Annotated in this window: 15 protein-coding genes; 2 read left to right on the top strand and 13 right to left on the bottom strand. The window is 60.2% G+C overall.

The window, feature by feature from the left end:
- Positions 1-37: 37 nt before the first annotated feature.
- Positions 38-931, bottom strand: a complete 894-nt coding sequence (locus tag CLV84_RS03940; RefSeq protein ID WP_104418427.1) for a FecR family protein — start codon at positions 929-931, stop codon at positions 38-40.
- Positions 932-1,030: 99 nt separating this feature from the next.
- Positions 1,031-1,618 (bottom strand): RNA polymerase sigma-70 factor, encoded by a 588-nt coding sequence (locus CLV84_RS03935; RefSeq protein ID WP_104418426.1) that lies wholly within the window; start codon positions 1,616-1,618, stop codon positions 1,031-1,033.
- A 298-nt stretch (positions 1,619-1,916) separates the two neighbouring features.
- On the opposite strand from CLV84_RS03935, the gene CLV84_RS03930 reads away from it, so the two are divergent.
- Positions 1,917-2,939 (top strand): CobW family GTP-binding protein, encoded by a 1,023-nt coding sequence (locus CLV84_RS03930; protein WP_104418425.1) that lies wholly within the window; start codon positions 1,917-1,919, stop codon positions 2,937-2,939.
- Positions 2,936-3,337, top strand: a complete 402-nt coding sequence (locus tag CLV84_RS03925) for a MerC domain-containing protein (protein WP_170067558.1) — start codon at positions 2,936-2,938, stop codon at positions 3,335-3,337. Before CLV84_RS03930 ends, CLV84_RS03925 begins: the two co-directional genes overlap by 4 nt.
- A gap of 117 nt (positions 3,338-3,454) precedes the next feature.
- On the opposite strand, the gene CLV84_RS03920 is transcribed toward CLV84_RS03925, so the two are convergent.
- From CLV84_RS03920 to CLV84_RS03875, 11 genes are all read right to left on the bottom strand, one after another.
- Positions 3,455-4,828 (bottom strand): hypothetical protein, encoded by a 1,374-nt coding sequence (locus CLV84_RS03920; protein ID WP_104418423.1) that lies wholly within the window; start codon positions 4,826-4,828, stop codon positions 3,455-3,457.
- A 78-nt stretch (positions 4,829-4,906) separates the two neighbouring features.
- On the bottom strand, positions 4,907-7,342 hold the full coding sequence (locus tag CLV84_RS03915; protein ID WP_104418422.1) for a TonB-dependent receptor domain-containing protein: 2,436 nt from the start codon (positions 7,340-7,342) through the stop codon (positions 4,907-4,909).
- A gap of 406 nt (positions 7,343-7,748) precedes the next feature.
- Positions 7,749-9,446: a glycoside hydrolase family 28 protein gene (locus CLV84_RS03910; protein WP_104418421.1), complete on the bottom strand. Its 1,698-nt coding sequence runs from the start codon at positions 9,444-9,446 to the stop codon at positions 7,749-7,751.
- Between the two features lie 270 nt (positions 9,447-9,716).
- Positions 9,717-11,024, bottom strand: coding sequence for an O-antigen ligase family protein (locus CLV84_RS03905; protein ID WP_104418420.1), 1,308 nt, complete (start codon positions 11,022-11,024; stop codon positions 9,717-9,719).
- Positions 11,021-12,127 (bottom strand): glycosyltransferase, encoded by a 1,107-nt coding sequence (locus CLV84_RS03900; protein ID WP_170067557.1) that lies wholly within the window; start codon positions 12,125-12,127, stop codon positions 11,021-11,023. Before CLV84_RS03900 ends, CLV84_RS03905 begins: the two co-directional genes overlap by 4 nt.
- Positions 12,106-13,350: a lipopolysaccharide biosynthesis protein gene (locus CLV84_RS21720; RefSeq protein ID WP_170067556.1), complete on the bottom strand. Its 1,245-nt coding sequence runs from the start codon at positions 13,348-13,350 to the stop codon at positions 12,106-12,108. Before CLV84_RS21720 ends, CLV84_RS03900 begins: the two co-directional genes overlap by 22 nt.
- On the bottom strand, positions 13,350-15,521 hold the full coding sequence (locus tag CLV84_RS03895) for a GNVR domain-containing protein (RefSeq protein WP_104418418.1): 2,172 nt from the start codon (positions 15,519-15,521) through the stop codon (positions 13,350-13,352). Before CLV84_RS03895 ends, CLV84_RS21720 begins: the two co-directional genes overlap by 1 nt.
- A 4-nt stretch (positions 15,522-15,525) precedes the next feature.
- Positions 15,526-16,254, bottom strand: coding sequence for a polysaccharide biosynthesis/export family protein (locus CLV84_RS03890; RefSeq protein WP_170067555.1), 729 nt, complete (start codon positions 16,252-16,254; stop codon positions 15,526-15,528).
- Positions 16,255-16,310: 56 nt separating this feature from the next.
- The gene (locus CLV84_RS03885; protein ID WP_104418416.1) at positions 16,311-16,745 is read right to left on the bottom strand and encodes a response regulator; all 435 of its coding nucleotides are present in this window, start codon (positions 16,743-16,745) and stop codon (positions 16,311-16,313) included.
- A 130-nt stretch (positions 16,746-16,875) separates the two neighbouring features.
- Positions 16,876-19,881 carry a PAS domain S-box protein gene (locus tag CLV84_RS03880; protein ID WP_104418415.1) on the bottom strand — a complete coding sequence of 1,002 codons (3,006 nt, stop codon included), beginning with the start codon at positions 19,879-19,881 and terminating at the stop codon, positions 16,876-16,878.
- Positions 19,882-19,904: 23 nt separating this feature from the next.
- On the bottom strand, positions 19,905-21,032 hold the full coding sequence (locus tag CLV84_RS03875) for an FIST signal transduction protein (protein ID WP_104418414.1): 1,128 nt from the start codon (positions 21,030-21,032) through the stop codon (positions 19,905-19,907).
- Between the last annotated feature and the right edge of the window lie 2 nt (positions 21,033-21,034).

Below are 21,034 nucleotides of genomic sequence, written 5' to 3'. Positions count from 1 at the left end.
GGTGGGGAGAAATGACATAGGATGTGTAGCGTAGCCGTCAGTCGGGACGGGCGTTCTTGATCAGGATGTGGTCGGGTTCCAGGTATTCGATCTCGAGGTCGGCCAGGATGGCCAGGCTGGTCAGCACGTGCTCCAGCGCTTCGTCGCGAAACTTCCCGGAAAGCCGACGGTCCTTGGCCACCCCCGGCGCGAGGTCGATCCGCACCCCGTAGCGCCGCGCCAGGAGCTGCGCGGTCTCGTGAAGGGGGGTATCCGAGAGCAGGATCAGGTTTTGGTTTGGGAAGAGCGGCCGGCCGGCGCGGTAGCGGATCCGTTGGCCTTTGGTGAGGATCGCGCCATCGGAGCCTTCGGCCACCGTCCGCACCGTGCCGCTGACGACGCTGACGACGACGTCCGCTCCCTTCTGCTTGATCGTGAAGGAGGTACCCAGCACCCGCGTGATGACCGGCCCGGTCACCACGGTAAAGGGGTGGAGGGTGTCGCGGGCTACGTCGAAGAAGGCCTCCCCGCGGAGAGTTACGTGGCGGCGTTGCGCAAAATCGGCGGGGAAGGTGATGCTGGCGGCACCCTCGAGGTCTACGGTGCTACCGTCCGCCAGAGCCAACTCGCGGCGTTCGCCGTCCTGGGTAACGACGGTGATCGTGTCGTTCCCGGACCGCAGCGGCAGCAGGGCGGCCAGTCCGACCACCAGCGCGAAGCCGGCGGCGATCGGGTACCACGGCTTCCATCTCCGGCGGCGGGGTGCTTCGGTCAGCTTGGCCCGGATCCGGTCCGCGATGCGCCGCTCCGTTTCCCCGTCGGTCGGTACGATCGTATTTGCCCTTCGCGACTGCAGCTTGGCGTAGAAGCGTTCCACTTGCTCCCGCTCCGCCTCGCTGGCCGTGCCGGAGGCAAATTTTTCGAGTAATTGACGGAAAGCCTGGGGATCCAAAGTGAGCCGGTTTACCGGTAAGTCTCCCCCGGGCGGCGGTACACGTAGTGCCCGAAACGCAATTAACCATTCCTTTAAATGGGCGGCAATTTGCTTACGTTAAGCTAACGTGGAGATAACCAACACCAGCAGATGATGCACTTCCACCCTACTGCGCAACTGCTTGATGGCGTCGCTAATGTGCTTCTCGACGGTGCGGATGGAAATATTTAGGGTGGAGGCGATCTCCGTATTGGAGTAGTGGCCGAAACGACTGAGCTGGAAAACCCGGCGGCAGCGGGGGGGCAGCTCCGTAATGCCGTGCTGCAGGCAGCGGTCGAGGTCTTCGGCCGCCAGTTTATCTTCCACGGTACCGTCCATTTCGAGCTCCTGCAGCGCCTCCTGCTGGGCCGGGGAGAAGCGGACGCCGCGCAGGTGACTGGCGATGCTGTACTTGGTGGCCCGAAACAGGTAGCCCTCCAGGTTGGCGATCGGTTCCCTATGGCGCCGTTCCCACAGGTCGGTAAAGACTTCCTGTACGATGTCCTCGCACACGGCTTCCCGGTCGTGAATGCGGTAGGCGTAGGCGTACAAGCGTTTCCAGTACCGCCGGAAAATCTCCCCGAAGGCGGCCTGCTGGCCCCGGTGCAGGAGGGCCGCGAGTTCTTCGTCGGAGCGGTTACCGTAGCGGTCGGACAGGGAATTCATTACCCCGCAAAGGAACCCGCCGCATGCAAACGGAATGTGGAGCGAGCTTTAAGCTTAGGTTAAGTAAATAAAGGGGCGCCGGGGCGCGGGTGCAAGACGAATTAAATCACTACTTTTGCGACACTGTTGCATTAAGCAAATCAGTTTACGATGGGAATACGCAATGCAGGCAAACCTTGTACGAGATGCGAGGTAGCAAGACGGCGTTTCCCGTAAGCGTCCCCGGCCGCGCGACGGGGTAAACCGTTGATTCACCAGACCCCGTACGCACACCGCTGCGTACTAAACGAGCATTGTCGTGCAAAAGCCAGTCACCATTCTTACGGGATTTTTGGGAGCGGGAAAAACCACCTTCCTGAACCACCTGCTCCGCGAGCGTCCGGAAGTGCGGTACGCCATCATCGAGAACGAGCTCGGCGAACGGGGTATCGACAACGAACTCGTACTGACGCCCGCCGATACGATCGTCGAGTTCAACAACGGCTGCCTTTGCTGCACGCTCCACGATAATCTGTACGACATCCTCAACGAGCTGCACGAGCGGCGCAGCCAGTTCGACGAGATCATCATCGAGGCCACGGGGGTAGCCGATCCGGCCGGTCTGGCGCAGCCGTTCATCACCCACCCGCTGATCAAAAAACACTTTCCGCTTACGGCCATCATCTGCCTGGTCGACGCCGAACACATCGAGGACCAACTACGGGAAACGGAAGAGGCCGTCAGCCAGATCACCTTCAGCGATATCCTGCTCATCAATAAGACCGACCTGGTAACCGGCTCCTACGTGAAGAAACTGGAAGAAACATTGCGCTCGATGAATCCCCTCGCGCAGGTACGCAGCGGCCACCAGCAAGCCTTCCCCCCGGTCGGCCCCGGAGTGGGCCGCCGCCAGACGGACGACCTCCTTAGCGGACAGGCATTCGGCGACGGGGAGGGTGGGTTTCCTGTCCTGCGCCCCGCCGCCCACCATCCCCACGACCATACGGAGGGGATCAACTCCCAAACCTTCGTTTTCGACCGTCCCTTCCAAATGGAGGTGCTGTACCACCAGTTGTTCGTGTACCTCACCTTCCAGGCGACCGGCCTGTACCGGATGAAGGGATTGGTCTGGCTCGGGGGCGACGACCGGCAACACTTGGTACAGTCCGTGGGGAAGCGCCTGTCCTTCCAGCAACAAAGGGAATGGACCGCCGGGGAGGAACGGCGCAGCGTAGTGGTATTCATCGGCAAGCGGCTGCAACGGGCGGGACTGCAACGGCTGCTGGACAAATGCCTGGTGCCGATCCCGTCCACCGGCGCACGAAAGCACGGGCAGCGATGAGCGTAGCCAAAAACCTGAACCGCTCCGATCTGCTGGGTGCCGCGGTCAGCGGGCTTTGCGCCATTCATTGCACCCTGACGCCCCTCTTCTTCGCCGCCCGACCGATGCTGGAGGGCAGGCTGGGAGCGCACGCCCACGGTAGCGGGTGGTGGGCCTCCCTCGATTATATCTTTCTCGTCCTAAGCTTACTAGCGGTGTGGTATTCCGCCCGCCATACGAAACATCCCTCCCTGCGGTATCTCCTGTGGGCGGCGTGGATCACCTTCGCCGTAGGCCTCCTCCTGGAACCGTACGAGCTGGCCTACGCCAAATGGCTGATGTACGCGGGTTCGATTACACTGGTATTCGCCCACGTCCGGAATCATTGCCACTGCCGGCAGTGTGTGGGTGAAGGGTGACGGGCATGGAAAGGTAAAGGCCGAGCACCACCGGGGCGGCTGCATTGGACGTGCAGCGCGACCCGGGAATGACTCGGCCTTTGATAACCCGGTCAGGCCCGGAAGCCTGCGAGCTTGCTAATAAATACCGATATATGTCCCCTCGGCCAGGTTCTTCAGCGTAGCGCCGAGGGTGAAGCCGTCGGGGCTGTCGGAGGTGGTATCGAAAATGTAGACGTTACCGTCTTCACCGGTGGGGGTGATGGCCATGTAGAAGTTATTGTCCCGGACCGCTGCGTTCTGGTACTGCCGCAGCCAGAGGTTTTCGGGGAGGTTCATCTTCACGGCGGTACCCTGGTAGAGATCCACGCGGGCTACCGACCAGTTGGAGTCGTCGTTGGAGTCCGTCTCGTCCGTGCGCAGGTAAGGAACGTAGCCGATGCCGTTGCCGGTGTAAAACCAGCCGTAGGCGCGGGTATTTTCGCCGAGGAGGTCAGACAGGTTGAAGTCGAAGGATTCGTCGTATTCCCCGTCGCGGATGCGCAGGATGTAGGTGTCGTAGGTGTTGTCGGGAACGGAAATGATCTGGTATACGTCGCCTTCCTCGTCGAGGTGGGCAACGGGCGTCCGGTAGCCGTTGGTGGCGCCGGCGGCCATCTCGGTAGCGATGATGCGGGGATTGGTCAGGCCGGGGTAATCCAGTACGAGCGTCTCCGTATTGGTATACACGGCGGCGGGGCACCCCCGGCCGGTGCAGGGCTCGACGGGGTTGTAGGCGCTCTTCGCCATGCCGTAGAAGATCTTGTCGCCGGCGATCACCGGGGCATCCACGCGACCGACATAGTTGTAGGATTCCAGGTCGGTGGGGGTGACCGGGATGACGAACTCCTCGACGGCGCCGAAGGTGAGGGCGTCGAGCCCGACGGTCATCACCCGCACCGTCACGTCGGAGCGGACGAAGGTGGAATCGGTGTAGACGTAGGTACCGTCGGCCTGCTCGGTACTGTCCGTGTATTCGTAGACGCGGGCCGCTTCGCTGCCTTCGGCGTAGTGGACGGAGGCGGTTGCCTCGTTCGCTTTGGACCAGCGCGGGTAGGCGGTGCCCATGACGAACTCAACGTTCTTCTCGTACTCGAGGGCGTAGTCTTCGCCGCCGTTCACGTCGAACTTGTAGATCCGCCCCCCGCCGTAATCGAGGTTGTAGAGCGTCGAGCCGTCGGCCGATGAAAAGATCCGGGCCGTACGGGTCGAGGGGATCTCGTAGCCGACGCCGTCGTAGCTCACCGTTCCCTCGCTGACGTCGGTCAGGGCCTGGGTGTAGACTTTGGTTTCGCCGGTGGGACTGGCGGAAAGGGCCAGTGTAAAGTATTCGCGGTCTTCCGACCCGGGGGTTTCCTCTTCCCCGGTGGTCGGCGTCGGGGTTTCGTCTTCCTCGCAGGAGGTCAGCGGCAGCACGCCGATCAGGCCGAATACCAGCAGCCGGGTAGCGAATCGATTAAATGCGGTAGTCATGAAAGTGGATTTTCGGGTTAGTAAAGGGATGGGAATGGCTGGCCGGCGGGTGCCGAGTCGACCAAATCACCCCGGGAATCAGAGAATGGTGAAGTTGATTTTCGCGTAGAAAGCCCGCCCCGGCTTCTGTAGCGCGTAGTTGTCGAAAACCTGGCGGTCGAAAATATTTCGGCCGTCGAGGGCCAGGGTGATGCGCTCGCCCGGGAAGGTGTAGAGCAGACCGACGTCGCAGACCAGCTGGGTGGGGATGATGTCTTTACCCCGGCCACCCAAGGATTCCCAGTCGCGGTAAAACCAGTGGACATAGCCCACGTTGGCGCTGACCGAGGCCCGGGAGCCTTTCTGAATCAGGTCTTGCTTCCGGTACCGCACGTTCCCGTTGGCGGTGAAGAAGGGGGCGTTGCGTTCGCGGTCGCGGTACCAGTCGTAGGCCAGCCCGTCCTCGTCGAAGGGGGTGTTGAACAGGGAATTGAAGACGGATACGCTAGAGGTAATATCGAGCTTGCCGGCGAAGGAATAGAAGAGGTCGGCGTCGAATCCCTTGCTGATGTAGCTGTCGTCGTTGATGAATTCCGTGGTTTCGTCGGTGTCGTCTTCCCGAACGTTCCGCTTGATTTTATCCTCCGTATCGCGGATGAAGGCGTTGACCTGGAACCGCGTTTCGTGATTGCCGAAGCGGTAGGTACCCAGGGTGACGCCGAGGTTGAGGTTCTTGCTCCGTTCGGGTTGGAGGCCGTAATTGGGTTCCAGGTTCTCGGCCAGGTTGCCGAAGAGCTCCTGGGGCACGGGGAGCCGGAACGAGCGCTCGGCCGAGGTTTGCACCAGCACGTTGGGGAACACTTCGTAGGCGGCGGTGACCCCGAACCCGTCGGCGCGCACGCTGCGGTTGACCCGGTTCAGCTCTACTTCCGCCGTGGCGCTTTCCTTGCGGTATTCCACGATACGCACGCCCTGGTTGAAATATTTGTAGAAGGCGGAGAGCTTTAGGCGGTTGTCGGTGCTCCGGTAGGCGTAGCCCAGTCCGACGATGGAGCGGCTGGAGAAACGGGTGTCCTCCAGGTCCCGGATATCGACGTGGCGGAGGGGATCCTCGGAGTCGCGGGTGAAGTAGGTGTGCAGGACGTTGGCCGTCAGGTCGTGCCGCTCGCTGATCCGGTAGCCCGCCGTAGCCCGGCCCACGTAGACACGCTCGTTGCTGGTCTGCAGCGTAGGGGTACCGGCTTCGGCCCCGGAAATGTACTCGTAGTAGCCGATGACATTGTCGTTGGCATCGAGTTTTTCCTTGCGTTGTCCGTCCCAGTCGTAGATGTAGGCGGCGGTATCCACGATGCGGCGATCCAGGTTGGAATAGGAGGAGAAGGCGGAGAGGCTGAGCTTGTCGGAAAGGAAGCTATTGTCCTTATAAGACAAATTGACGAGTTGGGTCTGCTGGTACGCTTTGCGGCTGCCGTACACCGACTCCATCGTGGCGCCGTGCTGGATCTGCTGGTCGAGGGAGGAGTATACCCCGCCGACGAGCAGCTCGTCGGCCCAGCTCCGGTTGGTAATACCGGCCCTGGCGTTAAAGCCGCCGGAGCGGTAGCGGTCGTGGAATCGCCGGGCGCGGACGTAGGTGATGTCGCCGGTGGTCGGGTCGGTGGTGTACACCTGGTTACCCCAGACCTCATAGTCGTTGTCGGATGCGTTGTAGAAGGCCGAGCCGTTGACGGTGAAGCCCGATTTCGGATCGTAAAAGTTACCGGAAACGGCGCTTTGGTGGGTATTGAACGAGCCGTACGAATAGGAGGCCCGCAGCGCATTGCGTTCGAGCGTCTTCTTCAGCACCACGTTGATGGCTCCTCCCAGGGCGTCACCGGCCAGCTCCACGGGCACCACCCCCTTGTACACCTCGATCCGCTCGATCATGCTCGCGGGCAGGCTCTGCAGGGAGAAGGACGGCCCGTACGACTCCATGGGGATGCCGTCGATAAAGATGCGGATGGCGTTGCCGGACAGGCCGTTGATGTTGTAGTTGATGCGGGAACCCATGCCTCCGTTCTGCTGGATCCGGATCCCGGAGGTGCGATCCAGCAGGTCCGTCACCTGCACCGATGAGTTTTCTTCTTCCTCCAGCTCCAGGGCGCGCATGGCGAATCCCTCGGTTTCCAGGGCGGTCGTTACGGATTGCCCGACGACGCTTATTTCTTCGAGCAGCATGGCGTCGGCTTCGAGGACCAGGCGGAGATCCTGCGCCCCGGCCGCTACCGCTACCGCCTTACGCAGTGGCTTGTGGCCCAGTAGGTATGCCTGCACCACGTAGCTGCCCGGGGTCAGTTCGGGAAAGGAGAAGGTGCCGGACAGATCCGTCAGGGTTTGGTGATTTCCGGGATTCAGCGACACGACCACCCCGGTGAGGGGCTCGTTGTCCGCATCGAATACGCCGCCGGATAAGCGGCCCGTGGTTTCCGACTGCCCGAAGAGCGGTACCTGCAGCAGCAGTAAAGCGATCACGAAGGAGGGGAGTGTAAACGGCATCGGGGTTCACTAGTGAGTTCGGTAGCGAAGGCCCCGCAAAGGTAGAAGCACCCCTCCAAGCTGACAAATTTTATTTAGACTTATTACAAATAAAGTTTTTTGGGCTGGTGTAATTAGTTGTTTTTGGTTGTCGGTGGTCGGTTGTCGGTTGTCGGTTGTCGGTTGTCGGTGGTCGGTGGTCGGTGGTCGGTGGTACGGCTTGGCTTGCACCGCTGCATATTTCCGCTCCTACGTCTTTTGCCCCATAAGCTAAGCAGCTGCCCCCCTCCCCCAACTACCGCGGAGTAGGGGAAGGGAGCCGGATCCGCTCTAATGTCCAGCGGTTTGAGCTAGGCTTTTGGGAGGAAAAAATGCTCCGGCACGGAACGGCCCGGCACCCGCGCTCCGGCGCAAAAAGAGGGAAGCGCTACTTTGATTCCCAGCGAAGCGCATCCGCTCCGGCGCCCTGTCCGAAGTTTACCTTCTCCCTGGAGGGATCGCCCTTTGTCTTGAGCCGGATATCCTGGGACAGGGGCCCCAGCACGCGGATCCAATCTTCCGCCTCCTGGGCGAATTGCACTTCTTCCACCTCGGCGTTTTTGGAATTGTAAAAGGTAAAGGCGGGCCCTTCGGCCTGGTGGAGGTGGATGTTGCGGAAGGTCATGCCGTCGCCGTCGATGACCGTGATGCCCCGGCGGGTGTCGAAGGAAGCGTCCTCGAGGGTGACGTTCTGGAGGTTCATCTCGGGCAGCCCCTGGAACTGGGCGGCGGTTTCCGACTGGGTGACGCGGATATCGCGCATATGGATGTTGCGGAAAGAGGGGGTTTCTTCGGTCACGGGCATGAGCGTCTCGTCGCGCGCTTCGGTTTCGGCCGACTGGGTTTCCTCCAGGATGGGCGAATTCCCGCCGTAAAAGAGGTTGAAGCGAATGGCCTCGGTGGGAATGCGCACCATGTCGATGTCGCTGATCCAGATGTTTTCCACTACCCCACCCCGGCCGCGGGTGCTTTTGAAACGGAGGCCCACGTCGGTGCCGATGAAGGTGCAGTGGGCCACTTTTACGTTGCGGACGCCGCCGGACATCTCGCTGCCGACCACGAAGCCGCCGTGACCGTGGTAGACGGTGTTGTGGGATACGATCACGTTTTCGGTGGGTACGGCGCGCTTCCGTCCGTCCTCGTCCTTGCCGGATTTGAAGCAGATGGCGTCGTCGCCCACGTCGAAGGTATTTTGGTAGATCAGCACGTTCTGGCAGGATTCCAGGTCGAGTCCGTCACCGTTCTGCGAGTACCAGGGGTTACGGACCTGGAGGTTCCGGATGATCACGTTCTCGCATAGCAGCGGGTGGATGTTCCAGGCGGGGGAATTCTGGAACGTCGGTCCGTCGAGGAGCACGTTCTGGCAACTGATCAGGCTCACCATCACCGGGCGAAGGTAGTCCTTCACCCGCTCGAATTCCTCGCGGGTGGTGAGGTTGGGCACGTTGAAATTGACGTTGCTATCGGCCCGCTTGTACTCCTCGGAGGGGTACCAGATCTTGCCGTCGTCGCGGAGGGCTCCGCCGGATTCGACCAGCTTCTTCCACTGGGGCGGGGGCATTTTATCCTTCTTGACGGGGCGCCAGGCATCGCCGGAGCCATCAAACACGCCGCGGCCGGTGAGGGCGATGTTCTCCAGGTCGCGACCGTTGATGGGCGACGTATTGCGGTAGGTTTCGAGCCCTTCGAAGCTCGTCGCCACGAGGGGATACAGGTCTTTGTCCTCACTAAAGATGACCAGCGCCCCTTCATCGGTGTGGAGACGAATATTGCTGCGCAGGCTAATCGGCCCCGTCAGCCACATGCCCCGGGGGATGCGCACGGTGCCGCCGCCGGCCTGAGCCACGGTAGCGATGGCGTCGTCGATGGCCTGGGTATTGAGGGTGGTGCCGTCGCCGACCGCGCCGAATTCGGTGATCAGCACTTCCCGGTCGGGGAAGGTGGGCTCCTCTACCCGTGGCATTTCGAAGGGGAGATCGGCGTAGAGGGCGTCGATGGTTACGTCCTGGGCGGCCAGGCCCGGGCCGAAACCGATACAACTGAGGACGAACGATAAGGCCGCGGTGCGGAGGGTAGAAATGGGCATAGGGTTTTGCAGGATTGACTGGGAGTAAATATCGCACATCCGGTGGGGGGCGGCCGTGCGGTATTCATCGTGGAGTATGCCGGTTTTCACATTTTGCTACCGCGAGGCCCGCCCCGGCTACGCCGGGGCGTGACCGCGCTATGCTACAGGCGTCCCTTCCAGGGCCGGGCCGTCAGCGGAGCATGCGGGAAAATTTGTGTCGATCTGCGCCCAAAATCCGTGGCCAGCCGTATGAAGATTCGGGCCGTGAGGCGAAGCCGAGCCAACCGACTACCCGCAAGGCGCAGCCAGCCCCGGCTCCGTATCCTTCCGCCGCCGCAGCCCCATCCGTTCTTCCGTAGTCAAATACTCCCGTACCCCGAAGCTCACCGAGAAGATCACCAACTGGTAAAACAGAATGCCGTAATTCGACTCCCCGAAGATGCCGAACTCCGTCAGGCTGTTGATCGTGATCGGAATGAGAATGCCGATCATCATCAATTTCTTTTCCTTCGTGGCGCTCATGATCGCCCGCATGGTGAAAACCATTTGGTAGATGACCACGGTCATGCCCACGAACCCCAGGTTCATCAGTACCTGCATGAAGGTGTTGTGCGTCATCTTGCCCGGATACGTATGCGTCGATTGGAAGTATTCCTTGTAGTCGATGCGCATGAAGCCGAAGCCGAGCAGGGGTTCGCGGGGCAGGCCCTCGGCGATCAGGGCCGTCCAGAAGGGCAGGCGCCCGGTCATGCTCATGATTTCCTCCAGGCGCTCGGTGTCGCCATCCTTGAGCACCACCTTCCAGATGGCGACCGGAGAGACGACCAACATCCCGGCGATAATGAGGACCTTTATCTGCTGCTGCTCCGACTGCATCACATGGAAACCGATGATCATCAGGGCTCCGATCAGGGAGGAACGCGAGCCCGTGGCGTACAGGCAGTAGAAGATGATGATCAGCTGAAAGGTCGTCCACTTCGGCCGGTGGGCATCGTAGTAGTTGAAGATCAGGCAGGCCACCCCCACCCCGGCCAGCATACCGAGTTCGTTGGGGTTCATGATGTAGCCCCCCAGCCGGGCTTCCTCCCCGCCGTGGGTCATGCGGAAGAAGGTGTCGGGATCTACCCACATACCGATTACGAAGATGAGCACCAGGTAGTATACCGTATTGCCGAGCAGCTGGAACAAGCGGATCCGGTGCCCCGGAAAGTACCGGTCGATCATGCTGATGATCTTGATGAAGTAGAGGCAGAAGACGAAGCTCTGCGTGGTCATAAACCACTGCAGGGCACTCACCCCCACGTTGGTACTCCAGAGAAAGGAGGCAAAGCCCAGGAATAGATATACCCCGTAAAGTCCCGCGACGAAAATATTATCCCACGTCATCGACCCCGGCACCCCGTATTCCCGTACCCGGCGGTAGAGGTAGAAGGCGCCAAATAATACGCCGTTGCGACCGACCAGCTTGATGGCCCGGGTGATCACGACGTTTTCGCTCCAGGTAAAGAAGCAGGCCACCATCAGGAACAGCAGCACGAAGAGCCAGCGCTCGGTGCTCCTGAGAAATTCCTGGTGCTTGGCCGGGTCCAGGGTCATGCGTACAGCTTATTGAAACGGACGACCACTTCCGGCCAGCTGAAGGCCGTAGCCACCATACGGGAGGCGTTGCTACCCAGTTCCAGCAGCGTACCGCCACCCAGGCCCCGACATTCCCCCATAGCCAGGGCCAGGGCCCGATCGTCTTCGTTGGGCACCACCCGCCCGGCACCGTACTCCCGTACGTAGTCGCCGATGTTGGTGGCCTCGGTGACAATGCAGGGCACGCCGAAGGCCGCCGCCTCCAGCACCGCGCTGGGCATGCCCTCGTTGCGGCTGGGATGCAGGAAGACCCGCATCCGCCGCAGCAGCGCATCCTTATCTTCCCCGTAGCGGGAACCGTGCAGCACTACGCGGTCTTCGATACCCAGCGTCGCTATTTTTTCTTCCACCGCCGCGCGGCCGTCCCCGTCGCCGACGATCCAGAGCACGGCATCCTCGTCCGTCCGGATGTGCGCCGCGAAGGCGTCGAGCAGCAGATCCAGCCCCTTGGTGTAGTAATCCAGCCGGCCGACGAAGCCGAAGACGAAGCCGTCTTCCGCCCGGGCCTCCGCGCGCTGGGTGCCGACCATGTCCATACCGTAGGGCAGCAGCACCGTTTTGTCGGTTTTGTAGATGGTTTGCAGACCGTCCACTTCGCTGGCCCCGATGCAGTGGATCGCGGCGGCGTGGCGCAGCAAAGACCGTTCGAAGAGTCGGAAGTACAGTTTCTTTCTCCACCGTCCCTTCTCCATGGCCCGCGTATTGTACGCTCCGTGCGGGGTGATCACGTACCGCAAGCCCGCCCGGTGGAGGGCGGCGGCGGCGCGGGAAAACAGGGGTACCCATCCGCCGTGCAGGTGAAAGACCGTCCCTTCCCGATCGAGGTCGCCCAGCGCGCGCCGGAAGGCGGGGTCCAGCGCGAAGGGGTTCCGGTCTTCCCGGAACAGCACCGTCCGGAAGTTCCGTTCACCGTAGTCGGCCTCCGGGGTCTTCGTGAATCCCCAGACGCTGACGTTCAGCCCCGCCGCGGTCTGCCGGGTGGCCAGTTGGTAGACCACCTTGTTGACGCCGTTCATGCGGGCCGGATTGGCCTTCCCCATTACCAGGTGTATAATTTCCATAGCTTGAACTGCTTTTTGTGCAAGACGACCAGCCAGGTGGCCTGCAGGATGAGTTGATTGACGATCAGTCCGGCCACCGCGCCCGTGACGCCGAAGGTGCCCAGCAGGTAGCGGTAGCTGACCAGACTGAAGAGGAAGCTGGCCAGGTAGGCCGTGAAGTAGGAGCGGTTCAGCTCGGTGACCCGGATCAGCAGGCGAACCGGATAGGCGATGACGATGACCCCGTACAGCAGCACCATTCCGCGCAGCACGAAGGCGTAGGGCGCAAAAGCGGTATCCCCCACCAGCACGATAACCTCCCGGGCGAAGACGAAGAGCACGCCGAGACCGGCCAGCGTCGCCAATTGATACCATCCCAGTTGCCGCTGCGCGGAGCGGTAATACTGCTCGACCGATACCCGGTAGGCTTCGCTCAGTCGGGGGAGCACGTAATTTTCCAGGGTCTGCAGGACAATATTGATCACGCCCAGCAGGGTTTGGACGAACCGCAAGACCCCCAGTGCCTCGACGCCGATCAACAGACCGGAGGTCATCACGTACAGGTTGCTCGATAGCCACTGCACCACCGCCGCGTACAGCAGCCACTGCCCTTCCAGCAGGTGAATCCGCAGGTAGCGCCGTAGGAAGGCCAACTCCGGTAGCCGGCAACCTCGCAGGTAAACGATTCCGCCGAGGAGCAGGCCGGGCACGAAGGCCGCCCCCAACAGCAGGAGGTAAGGGACCAGGTCGTCCACCCCCGCGTAAGCCCCGTAAGCCAGCCCGGCGGCCACGCCCAGCAGGTAGGTACCCGTCATGCCGACAACGACCTCCGTCCGCCCCCGCGCCAGGAAATACTTCCGCAAAAAGTCACTCAGGAGAAAGGCCGCGACGTAGCCGGCGGAGGCGGGCAGTAAGGGCCGGTATTCGGCCATCCACCCCGGTCCAGCAACGTACAGCAACAGGGGCGCCACGGAGAAGAGCCCGACCAGCGGCAAGAGCACCACCAGCAGCACCGACCGGTAATCGGCATCCCGGCGTTCCGTGGCCACGTGCACCTGCAGCGGTTGCACCACGAGCGACTGCACCACGGCCAGCAGCAGGTAGACGACAATGATCAGGGAGGCGAAGCGGCCGTACTGTTCCAGGCTGAGCAGCTTCACCAGGGCGATATTCACCAGGAAGCCGGTGCCGCTGAACATGCCCTGCTCCGCGATCAGCTGGAGCTGTTTCGGTATGCGCCCCATCACGAACGCCATTTTTTCAGGTAGGCGATCGCCTTGCGCACCATCCAAATGCCCTCGTGGAGCAGGGACGGACTGTAATTATCGTTATTCACCACGATTCGGAGGTGGTCGATCCCGTGCTTCGCCCGCAGCAGGTTCAGCTCGCCAAGGGTTCGCAGTCGGGTCTTGCGCGTATCCAATACGCAGATATTCTGATCGGCCAGGCCCATGAAGAGCAGCGACTTGGCATTGTCCCGCAGGTTAAAGTTATCCACCAACACCAGGTCGTAGTCCGTACACAGCTGGCGATACCAGGACAGTAGCTCGGCAAAGGTGTGCCGCGACACCTCCTCCTCGTGCATGACCCGCAGGTGCTCCGCCGGTAGCCGGAAGGTATGCTCCCCGTCGAAGGTGAGGACGCAGAAGTTGCGGCCCTCCCGCAGGAAGACCTCCCCCAATTGCTGTAATTGGTAGCGCACCCCGTGGTTGCGGTGGAAGGCGGAATACACCAGCGAGCTGTGCGGTGCCAGCATTCCCTTCATATCCAGTTTGAAGACCTCGTTCTTGAAGTAAGCCGCCGCGGCTTCCTCCGTTTTCAGGTGGGGCGTGGTGTAGGCGATCGGAATGTCCGTATGCTTCTCCACCGAGGTGATGTCGTTCACCCGTGCTTTACTGGCGTTGACCAGGAAGATGAAGATCACCGCCCCGAACATGCCCAGCAGCGACGATACGATAATGATGATCGGCCGGTTCGGAGAGACCGGCTTCTCCGGCACGTCCGCCTCCTGGATGATGCGGTGGAAGGAATGCTTGGCCGCCTTGGCTATTTCGGCCTCGATGCGCTTCTCGTTCAGGAAGACGTACGACTGCTGCTGCAGGCCGAACTCCCGGTCCAGGGTGGTCAGCGTGCGCTCCCGTTCGGGCAGCCCCTCGAAGGCGCGTTCCGCCTCCTCGATATCCCGCGTAAGCTTGTCGTACTTCGTCTGCAGGTTCCGACGGGTATTGTTAATACTCTCTACGAAGTAGTCGACGTAGAAGTCGATCTTCTCCTCCACCGTCCGTACCAGTTCGTGGTCTTCCCGGTACACCAGCAGCAGATCCTGGCGCTCGGCCTGGAGTTGCTTGATGTTCTTGACCATCTCGGTCGACAGCAGGTCGGTGAAGGCCTCGAAGTTCGGGGCCAGCTCCAGGAAGTTGTCCTTTCCCGACTGGATGTAGTCGTAGAGTTCGTTGATGGCCTCCAGCGACATGCGGGCGTTGGTTTGCTGGATCTTCATCTGGGATACCTGCCGCAGATCGGTTTCCGTCTGCATCCGGATGTTGATGATCTCGTTGCGATCGCGGTAGCTCTGGATTTCCCGTTCGGTTTGCGCGAGCTCGTCGTAGACCTTCGTGATCTGCTGGTCCAGGAATTCGGCCGTGATGTCGGCTACGCGGAACTTGTCCTGAATGTAGTCTTCAATGTAGGTGCGGGCCAGCTCGTTGGTGAGCATGGCCGCCTTCTCCGGAACGTTGTTTTTGTAGATGATGCGGATGATAGCTACGTCCTTGTCTACCGCGACCACGTCCAGGGTGCCAGCCACTTTACCGGTCAGGCGGTCCATGGAGTACTTGTGCAGTTGGTAGGTTCCCCGCAGGGCCAGGTCGGGCCGCTTGGATAGCAGCTCCGTGTTGTGGACGAGGTAGAGGCTGGCGACGGAGCGCAGGTGGAGGGTATCCCCGAAAACGCCACTGAAGACCTCCGTTGTCTCCGGCAACTGCACGGTATAGTGCAGCGAATCCGTTACCTGGATCATCCAGTCGCGGTCGTAGTAATCCGGGTCATGAACGGTGAGCCGGTGCAGAAAAGGCTTATCCGTGTAGAGTTCGGAGGTTTTGACCTTGCCCACGCGACTGAGCTCCTCATCGAAGTCTAGTTTTTCCAGCGTCTGGTGGACCAGGATCTGCGATTTGAGCACCTCGATCTCCATGGCAATCTTGCCGGTGCTGGCGAATACGTCGAAGTCCTTGAACAGGTTGTTGCCGGTAACGCCCTGGTCGAGGTCCGCTAGTTTGATCTTGGTCGTACTCTCGTACATCGGCGTGGTGTACGACAGATACTTCTTGGCCACCAACAAGCCTGCCACCATCGCCACTACGATGATGGGAAGTCCCCGAATATAGGGGCGAAGTATGCTGAGTTGCTCTTGCATATGCTTAGCCACCGAAGGCGCCCAGGAAGATGGCCGAAGCCGTCATGGCGGAGGTGAATGGGACGATTACCGACACGCGCCGGTCGAATTCTTTGTACCCGCGCGCCGGCGCAATCACGATGTCGCCCGGATAGAGCGGTAGGTTCTTATAGCGGTAGTCCCCCTTCGTGGTCAGGTCGACCGTCAGGATCTGGGTGTCCTCCCCCAACTGCCGGAACACCTTGATGCAGGATTTATCGGCGTAGGCGTCGAAGCCGCCGGCCCGGGCGATCAGATCGAGCAGGTAATTTTTCTCCTTGTCCACCGGGATGGTAGAGGGGGTACGAAATTCGCCCACCATCGATATTTCCCGGTTCAGGACCTTTACGTCCACGATCGGGTTGACCAGCAGGGTGCTCACCGAATCCTTGATCCGGCGCTTCAGTTCCAGGATGGTCTGGTGCTCCACGGTGAGGGTGCCGAAGCGGGGCAGCTCAATGGCCCCTTCGGCGTCGACCATGAGCCACTTTCCGTATACCTCGTTGGAGTTGTAGATCCCGTAGGTAGACCCCACGCTCAGGTCGTCGTGCCCCCACACGCTGATGCTGATCTTGTCGTCCTTGCGGATGGTGTACTGGTAATCTTCGCTGAAGTACAACAGGCTATCGGCGGCAGCGACCCCGTGACTGTCTTTCCCGGCCTCCTGCACGAAGAGGTTTTGGGTATGGCAGCCGCTCAGGAGGCTAACGAACAACAAAAGGCAAAGTAGGGGAAGGTGTTTCACGGGATCGGGGGGGGAAGAAGGCTTACTTATCCATTGGGAATCAGCTTGCCGAGCAGGGAACGGGAGCGGCGCGATAGCATTTCCCGCAGCCGGGCTAGCCGGTAGAGGGTGTGTTCGATGCGCTGTACTTCGGTCTCTCCCTTGATGATGTAATCGAAGGCACCGTATTTGAGCGCGTCCAGCGCGGTGGCCATGTCCTCCTGTCCGGAAACCATGATCACCGAGGCATTCGGATCGTACCGCTTGATCTTCTTCAGTACTTCAAAGCCCGTTACCTGCGACATATCGTGGTCGAGGAGCACGATGGCCGGGTCCAGGTGAAGGTGGTTCAGGCAGTCCACTCCGCTGTGGAAAAGGTGGGTATTCGTGAAGCCGAGATTGTGCAGGTGCTTCTGGTACAGCGAGCAGGTGAAGAGGTCGTCATCGACGATGAATACGGTAAGGTGGAGTAGACTATTCATAGCAGCAGATTTACCAATAGCTTTGCGAAATCGGTGCCAAACCGATTACATACTGAAAATCAACTATTTAGGCATATCCTATTCAAAAATCTTGTCCAGCACATGGAAAGGGTTCCGATTTTGGAACCGGTCACTTTAGTGTGCTGAAATCGGTGCGGAGCCGATCGATGACCGCGACCAGGGTATCGGTCAGCCGGTCGACCTTAGCGGTCAGCTCGGCGTGATCGGGGTCGGCGGATTTCCCGTAGCATTCGATATCCTTGGCGAGCCCCTCGATTTGGACGATGCCCATACTTTCGATACTGGGTTTGATGCGGTGGGCGGTTTTCGCGACCGTTTCGTAGTCCTTCCGGTGCATGGCCTCGCTGATCTCGGTGAGGGCCAGCGGGGTGTGCTCGGTAAAGATTTCCACCATGCTTTCCACGAATTGCTCGTCCCCCCGGCTTAGTTCCCGCAGCTTGGTAAGGTCGTAAATGGCTACCGTTCCGCTGGCGGCCGGCGCTAGTTGGGGCGGGGTCTCCACCAGGTTGACTACGTACTTCAGCAGGGTATCGAAGAGTACCTGCTCTTCGAAGGGCTTGGTCACGTAGTCGTTCATACCGATGCTGAGGTAGAGATCGATATCCTTTTTGAAGGCATTGGCCGTCACGGCGATGATGGGAAGATGCAGCTGCAGTTCGTTACGGATGATCTTGGTGGTTTCGACCCCGTCGAGCTCCGGCATCTGAATATCCATCAGGATCACGTCGTAAGAACTTTTCTTGAGCATGTCCAGCGCGACCGCCCCGTTTTCGGCCTCGTCTACCGTACAGCCTAGGTGGGAAAGGCTCTTGGTGGCGATGAAGCGGTTCATCATATTATCCTCCACGAGCAGCACGTGGGTGCCCCGCAGCAGGTGCAGGTTTTCTTCGGTGGAGTCGGCGAGTTGCTCGATGTTCCCCGGTGCCAGTTTTAGCTCTATGGTGAAGGTAGTCCCCCGGTCCTTCTTGCTGTCTACGGCAATCGTACCGCCCATCATTTCCACGATCTGCTTGGTGATGGACATCCCGAGCCCCGTGCCACCGAAGCGACGGGAAGTGGATTTTTCCGCCTGGCTGAACTTAGAGAAGAGTTGCCCTAGATACTGCTCGTCCATCCCGATGCCGGTGTCGGTAATCTTCAGGCGGATCCGTTGGCCGTCTGGTTCCTCGCTGATGGCCGTCGCCTCCAACCGGACGCCCCCCTTGAGGGTAAACTTGATGGCATTGTCGAGCAGGTTGATCACCACCTGCCGGAGGCGGGAGCTGTCGCCCGTGTGGGCCGGCCAGATGCGGTCGTCCAGGTCGAATTGCAGGCTGATGCCTTTCTTTTGCGCCTTGTCGTTCAGGATGCTTCGCATATTGGCAATGAGGGCTTCCAGACTGAAGTCGTGGTCGTCCAGTTCCAGTTCCCCGGCCTCGATTTTAGACAGGTCCAGGATGCTGTTCACGATGGAAAGCAGGTGGCGGGCGGCGGTATCCGTATGGTCGAGGTAGGTCTGTTGCTTGGGGGAGAGTTCCTCGCGGGAGAGCTCCCGGATCATCCCGATGATCGCGTTCAGCGGCGTACGGATCTCGTGGCTCATATTGGCCAAAAAGGCTTCCTTGGCGACCGACCCCTCCTCCGCCTTGGTCTTGGCCACGGCGAGTTCCGATTCCAGTTGCTTCTGGTTGGTGATGTCCAGGAAGATGCCAATCGCGCCCACCAACTCGCCGGTATCGTTATAGTTCGGCGCCGTGGAGACGAACCACCACCGCGGATCGCCCTGCTTGTTGCGCACGCCCAGCTCGTAGCCGTCGGGCGTGGTACCGAAACCCAGGGGCGCGGGCAGGAAGTTGTCCGTATCGTTTCCGACCAGCTCCTCTTCCGTGTACCCGGAAATGTCGCAGAAGCTTTGGTTGGCGAAACGAATGGTGCGCTCCTTGTTGACCTCCAGAAGGCCCAGGTTCATGTTGGCGATGATGTTGCGGAATTTTTCTTCCTGGGATTTTAGCCGGTTAATGGATTGTTTCCGCACCGATATATCCTTCATGAAGCCGCAGAAATACCGCCTTCCCTGCTGCTGGTAGGTCACCACGATCAGCTCGATGGGAAATTCCTTGCCGTCCTTATTGCGGGCCGACAGCTCCAGCACCTGATTCATCACGTGGCTGACGCTCGTCATCAGGTAGCGGGCCATACCGCGGTGGTGGGCATCGGCCAGGTGAGACGGGATGAATAAGTCCCCCATCTGTTGCCCGATAACCTCCTCCTGCGTCCAGCCAAAGAGCTTTTCCGCCCGGGGGTTCCAGTACTGTACGGCTCCCTTGTCGTCGGCGATGACGATGGCGTCCAGGGAGGAATTGAGCACCAGCCGGTTGCGTTCCTCGCTTTCCCGGAGCACCTGTTGGTAGCGTACTTTTTCGGTAACGTTGGTGTATTCCCAGAGATGCCCCTTGTAGAGCCCGTCGATCCAGATCGGCACGTAGTCGCGCTCGAGGATCTTACCGTCTACGGTTTCCAATACCTCGTTGTAGACGGCCTTTTTATTGCGAAGGAGTTCGTGGATACCCGTCACGAATCCTTCGGGGTCCTTGAAGAGGTCCTTGGTTTGTTCGGCGGAGGAGGAGCAGTCCATCCCGACCAGGTCGTCGGACGCGGCGGGGATATGGAAGAGGGAACAAAAGGTATCGTTGGTAAAGAGGATCTTGCGGTCTTCGCTTTCTACGAGTACGCCCGACTGTAGGTTCGTCAGCAGGGTTTTGAAGAGCTTGACGTGGCGATTCAGATTCTCTTCGGTGACCTTGTTACGGTGCACCTGATCCTTGATGCGCTCGGAAAGTTCCACCAGATTGTCCTTCTCGGGGTGTTTGCCATCCGTACCTACCAGGCTGTTAACCGTTTGGTTGAGCTGCTTCAGCGTTTCCAGCCGCTGCTGCGCGAGGGTGTTCAACTGCCCGTTCACCTCTTTAAATTCCGTTTCGCTGACTCGGAAGGCGTTCTCGATCAGGGCGCGGTCTTGCTCCTGGGACGAATAGGAAGCGTGAATACTTGCCAAAAAATCGGTTAATCGCTCATCACCGTGGTAGTCGGCGGGGAGAAATTTGTCAATTTGTTTCTGGAGCAGTTTGTGATACATGGGCGAAGGCAAAATGGGTAAGGCTAAGGAAGTTCCTCTAAGCAGGTAATCGTCATGGTCTGGTTGTGCAGGGCGCACGGCCCGCCATTGAGGAGGGGCGAAATTTCTCCGTAAGAATAGTAGCCGGTCAGGACGGTATCGGGACCAAAAACCTCCCGAACGGCCTCCACCTCCTCGTCCACCCGGTCGCCCAGCACCACTCGGCGCCCCAGGCAGCTGATGAGGATAGCCACCTGCGGCGTGATGGCCTTTTCGGTAGCCAGGGCGAGCCGCGCGGCGGTACTGGCAGCTTCCGTCAGGCGGTCGAGGTTCGCCATCATGAAACGCACCCTGCTTCCTTCGGGTAGGTCGCCGGCGAAAATCATGCTCTGACGCTCCTCGTCGATCTTGAGTATGGAACGGACGAGGTATCCGCCGTCTTCCTGCTCCATGGACAGGGGAAAATGGAGGGCGCTTCCCGGCAGGTCGGCGGCGTGATTGCCGAGGTAGCGCTTGTAAATGGCCAGCGCGTTCTTGCCGTCGATCTCGAAGAGTTCGTTCCCCGAGGATTTGGTCACCACCCGCTGTACGCCAAACGGTTGCCAACCTCCGCAGGAGCCGTGGGCGACCTTCAGCCGGTTGCCGTAGAGGCCGATGGCGACGATGCGCCCCCTCCGGGGTTCTTCGTTCAGGCCCACGAGGGTGTATTGGAAATCGGCGCCGTCGCCCGCAAGTCCCCCGGTAATCGGGATGCGGTCGGGGATAACGGACTGAATCCCCTTCACCAATTCGCTGCCGTTGACCAGGGCGCCGTCAGACAGCAGGATGATCAGCTGGAGATCGTCCGCCTCCAGGTCGGTAACCAACGCTTGGCCGGCGGCGAAGCTGTCGGCAAAAGCCTCGGTCAGCACGCCCCGGTGGCGAACCCGGGTGTGGGCGAAGGATAAGGTGAGTACCGAGAGGCTACGGTCCGATACCTCCCCGCCGTAAATTTCTCCGGCGGTAGAGCAAAGCCCGACGGTGGCGTTTTGATAGAGGGCTTGCAGTCGGCTATAAATACTTCCGCATTCCAGCAGTGCCTTGTTACCAAAGCCGAGCACGAGGTCCACGGAAGGATCCGGACTGGCCGGGAGTTCCTGCGGCGTGCGGACGATGTATTGCTGGTGTTTCATAG

Source organism: Neolewinella xylanilytica, from assembly GCF_002934605.1.
Taxonomy (GTDB): Bacteria; Bacteroidota; Bacteroidia; order Chitinophagales; family Saprospiraceae; genus Neolewinella; species Neolewinella xylanilytica.
The sequence above is the reverse complement of the archived record's forward strand: the minus strand, read 5'-3'. Positions and strand labels throughout refer to the sequence as shown.

Coding starts and splice junctions, on each gene's coding strand:
- CLV84_RS03935 (WP_104418426.1), bottom strand. CDS start 1,618: ATGAATTCCCTGTCCGACCGCTACGGTAACCGCTCCGACGAAGAACTC.
- CLV84_RS03925 (WP_170067558.1), top strand. CDS start 2,936: ATGAGCGTAGCCAAAAACCTGAACCGCTCCGATCTGCTGGGTGCCGCG.
- CLV84_RS03920 (WP_104418423.1), bottom strand. CDS start 4,828: ATGACTACCGCATTTAATCGATTCGCTACCCGGCTGCTGGTATTCGGC.
- CLV84_RS03915 (WP_104418422.1), bottom strand. CDS start 7,342: ATGCCGTTTACACTCCCCTCCTTCGTGATCGCTTTACTGCTGCTGCAG.
- CLV84_RS03910 (WP_104418421.1), bottom strand. CDS start 9,446: ATGCCCATTTCTACCCTCCGCACCGCGGCCTTATCGTTCGTCCTCAGT.
- CLV84_RS03905 (WP_104418420.1), bottom strand. CDS start 11,024: ATGACCCTGGACCCGGCCAAGCACCAGGAATTTCTCAGGAGCACCGAG.
- CLV84_RS03900 (WP_170067557.1), bottom strand. CDS start 12,127: ATGGAAATTATACACCTGGTAATGGGGAAGGCCAATCCGGCCCGCATG.
- CLV84_RS21720 (WP_170067556.1), bottom strand. CDS start 13,350: ATGGGGCGCATACCGAAACAGCTCCAGCTGATCGCGGAGCAGGGCATG.
- CLV84_RS03895 (WP_104418418.1), bottom strand. CDS start 15,521: ATGCAAGAGCAACTCAGCATACTTCGCCCCTATATTCGGGGACTTCCC.
- CLV84_RS03885 (WP_104418416.1), bottom strand. CDS start 16,745: ATGAATAGTCTACTCCACCTTACCGTATTCATCGTCGATGACGACCTC.
- CLV84_RS03880 (WP_104418415.1), bottom strand. CDS start 19,881: ATGTATCACAAACTGCTCCAGAAACAAATTGACAAATTTCTCCCCGCC.
- CLV84_RS03875 (WP_104418414.1), bottom strand. CDS start 21,032: ATGAAACACCAGCAATACATCGTCCGCACGCCGCAGGAACTCCCGGCC.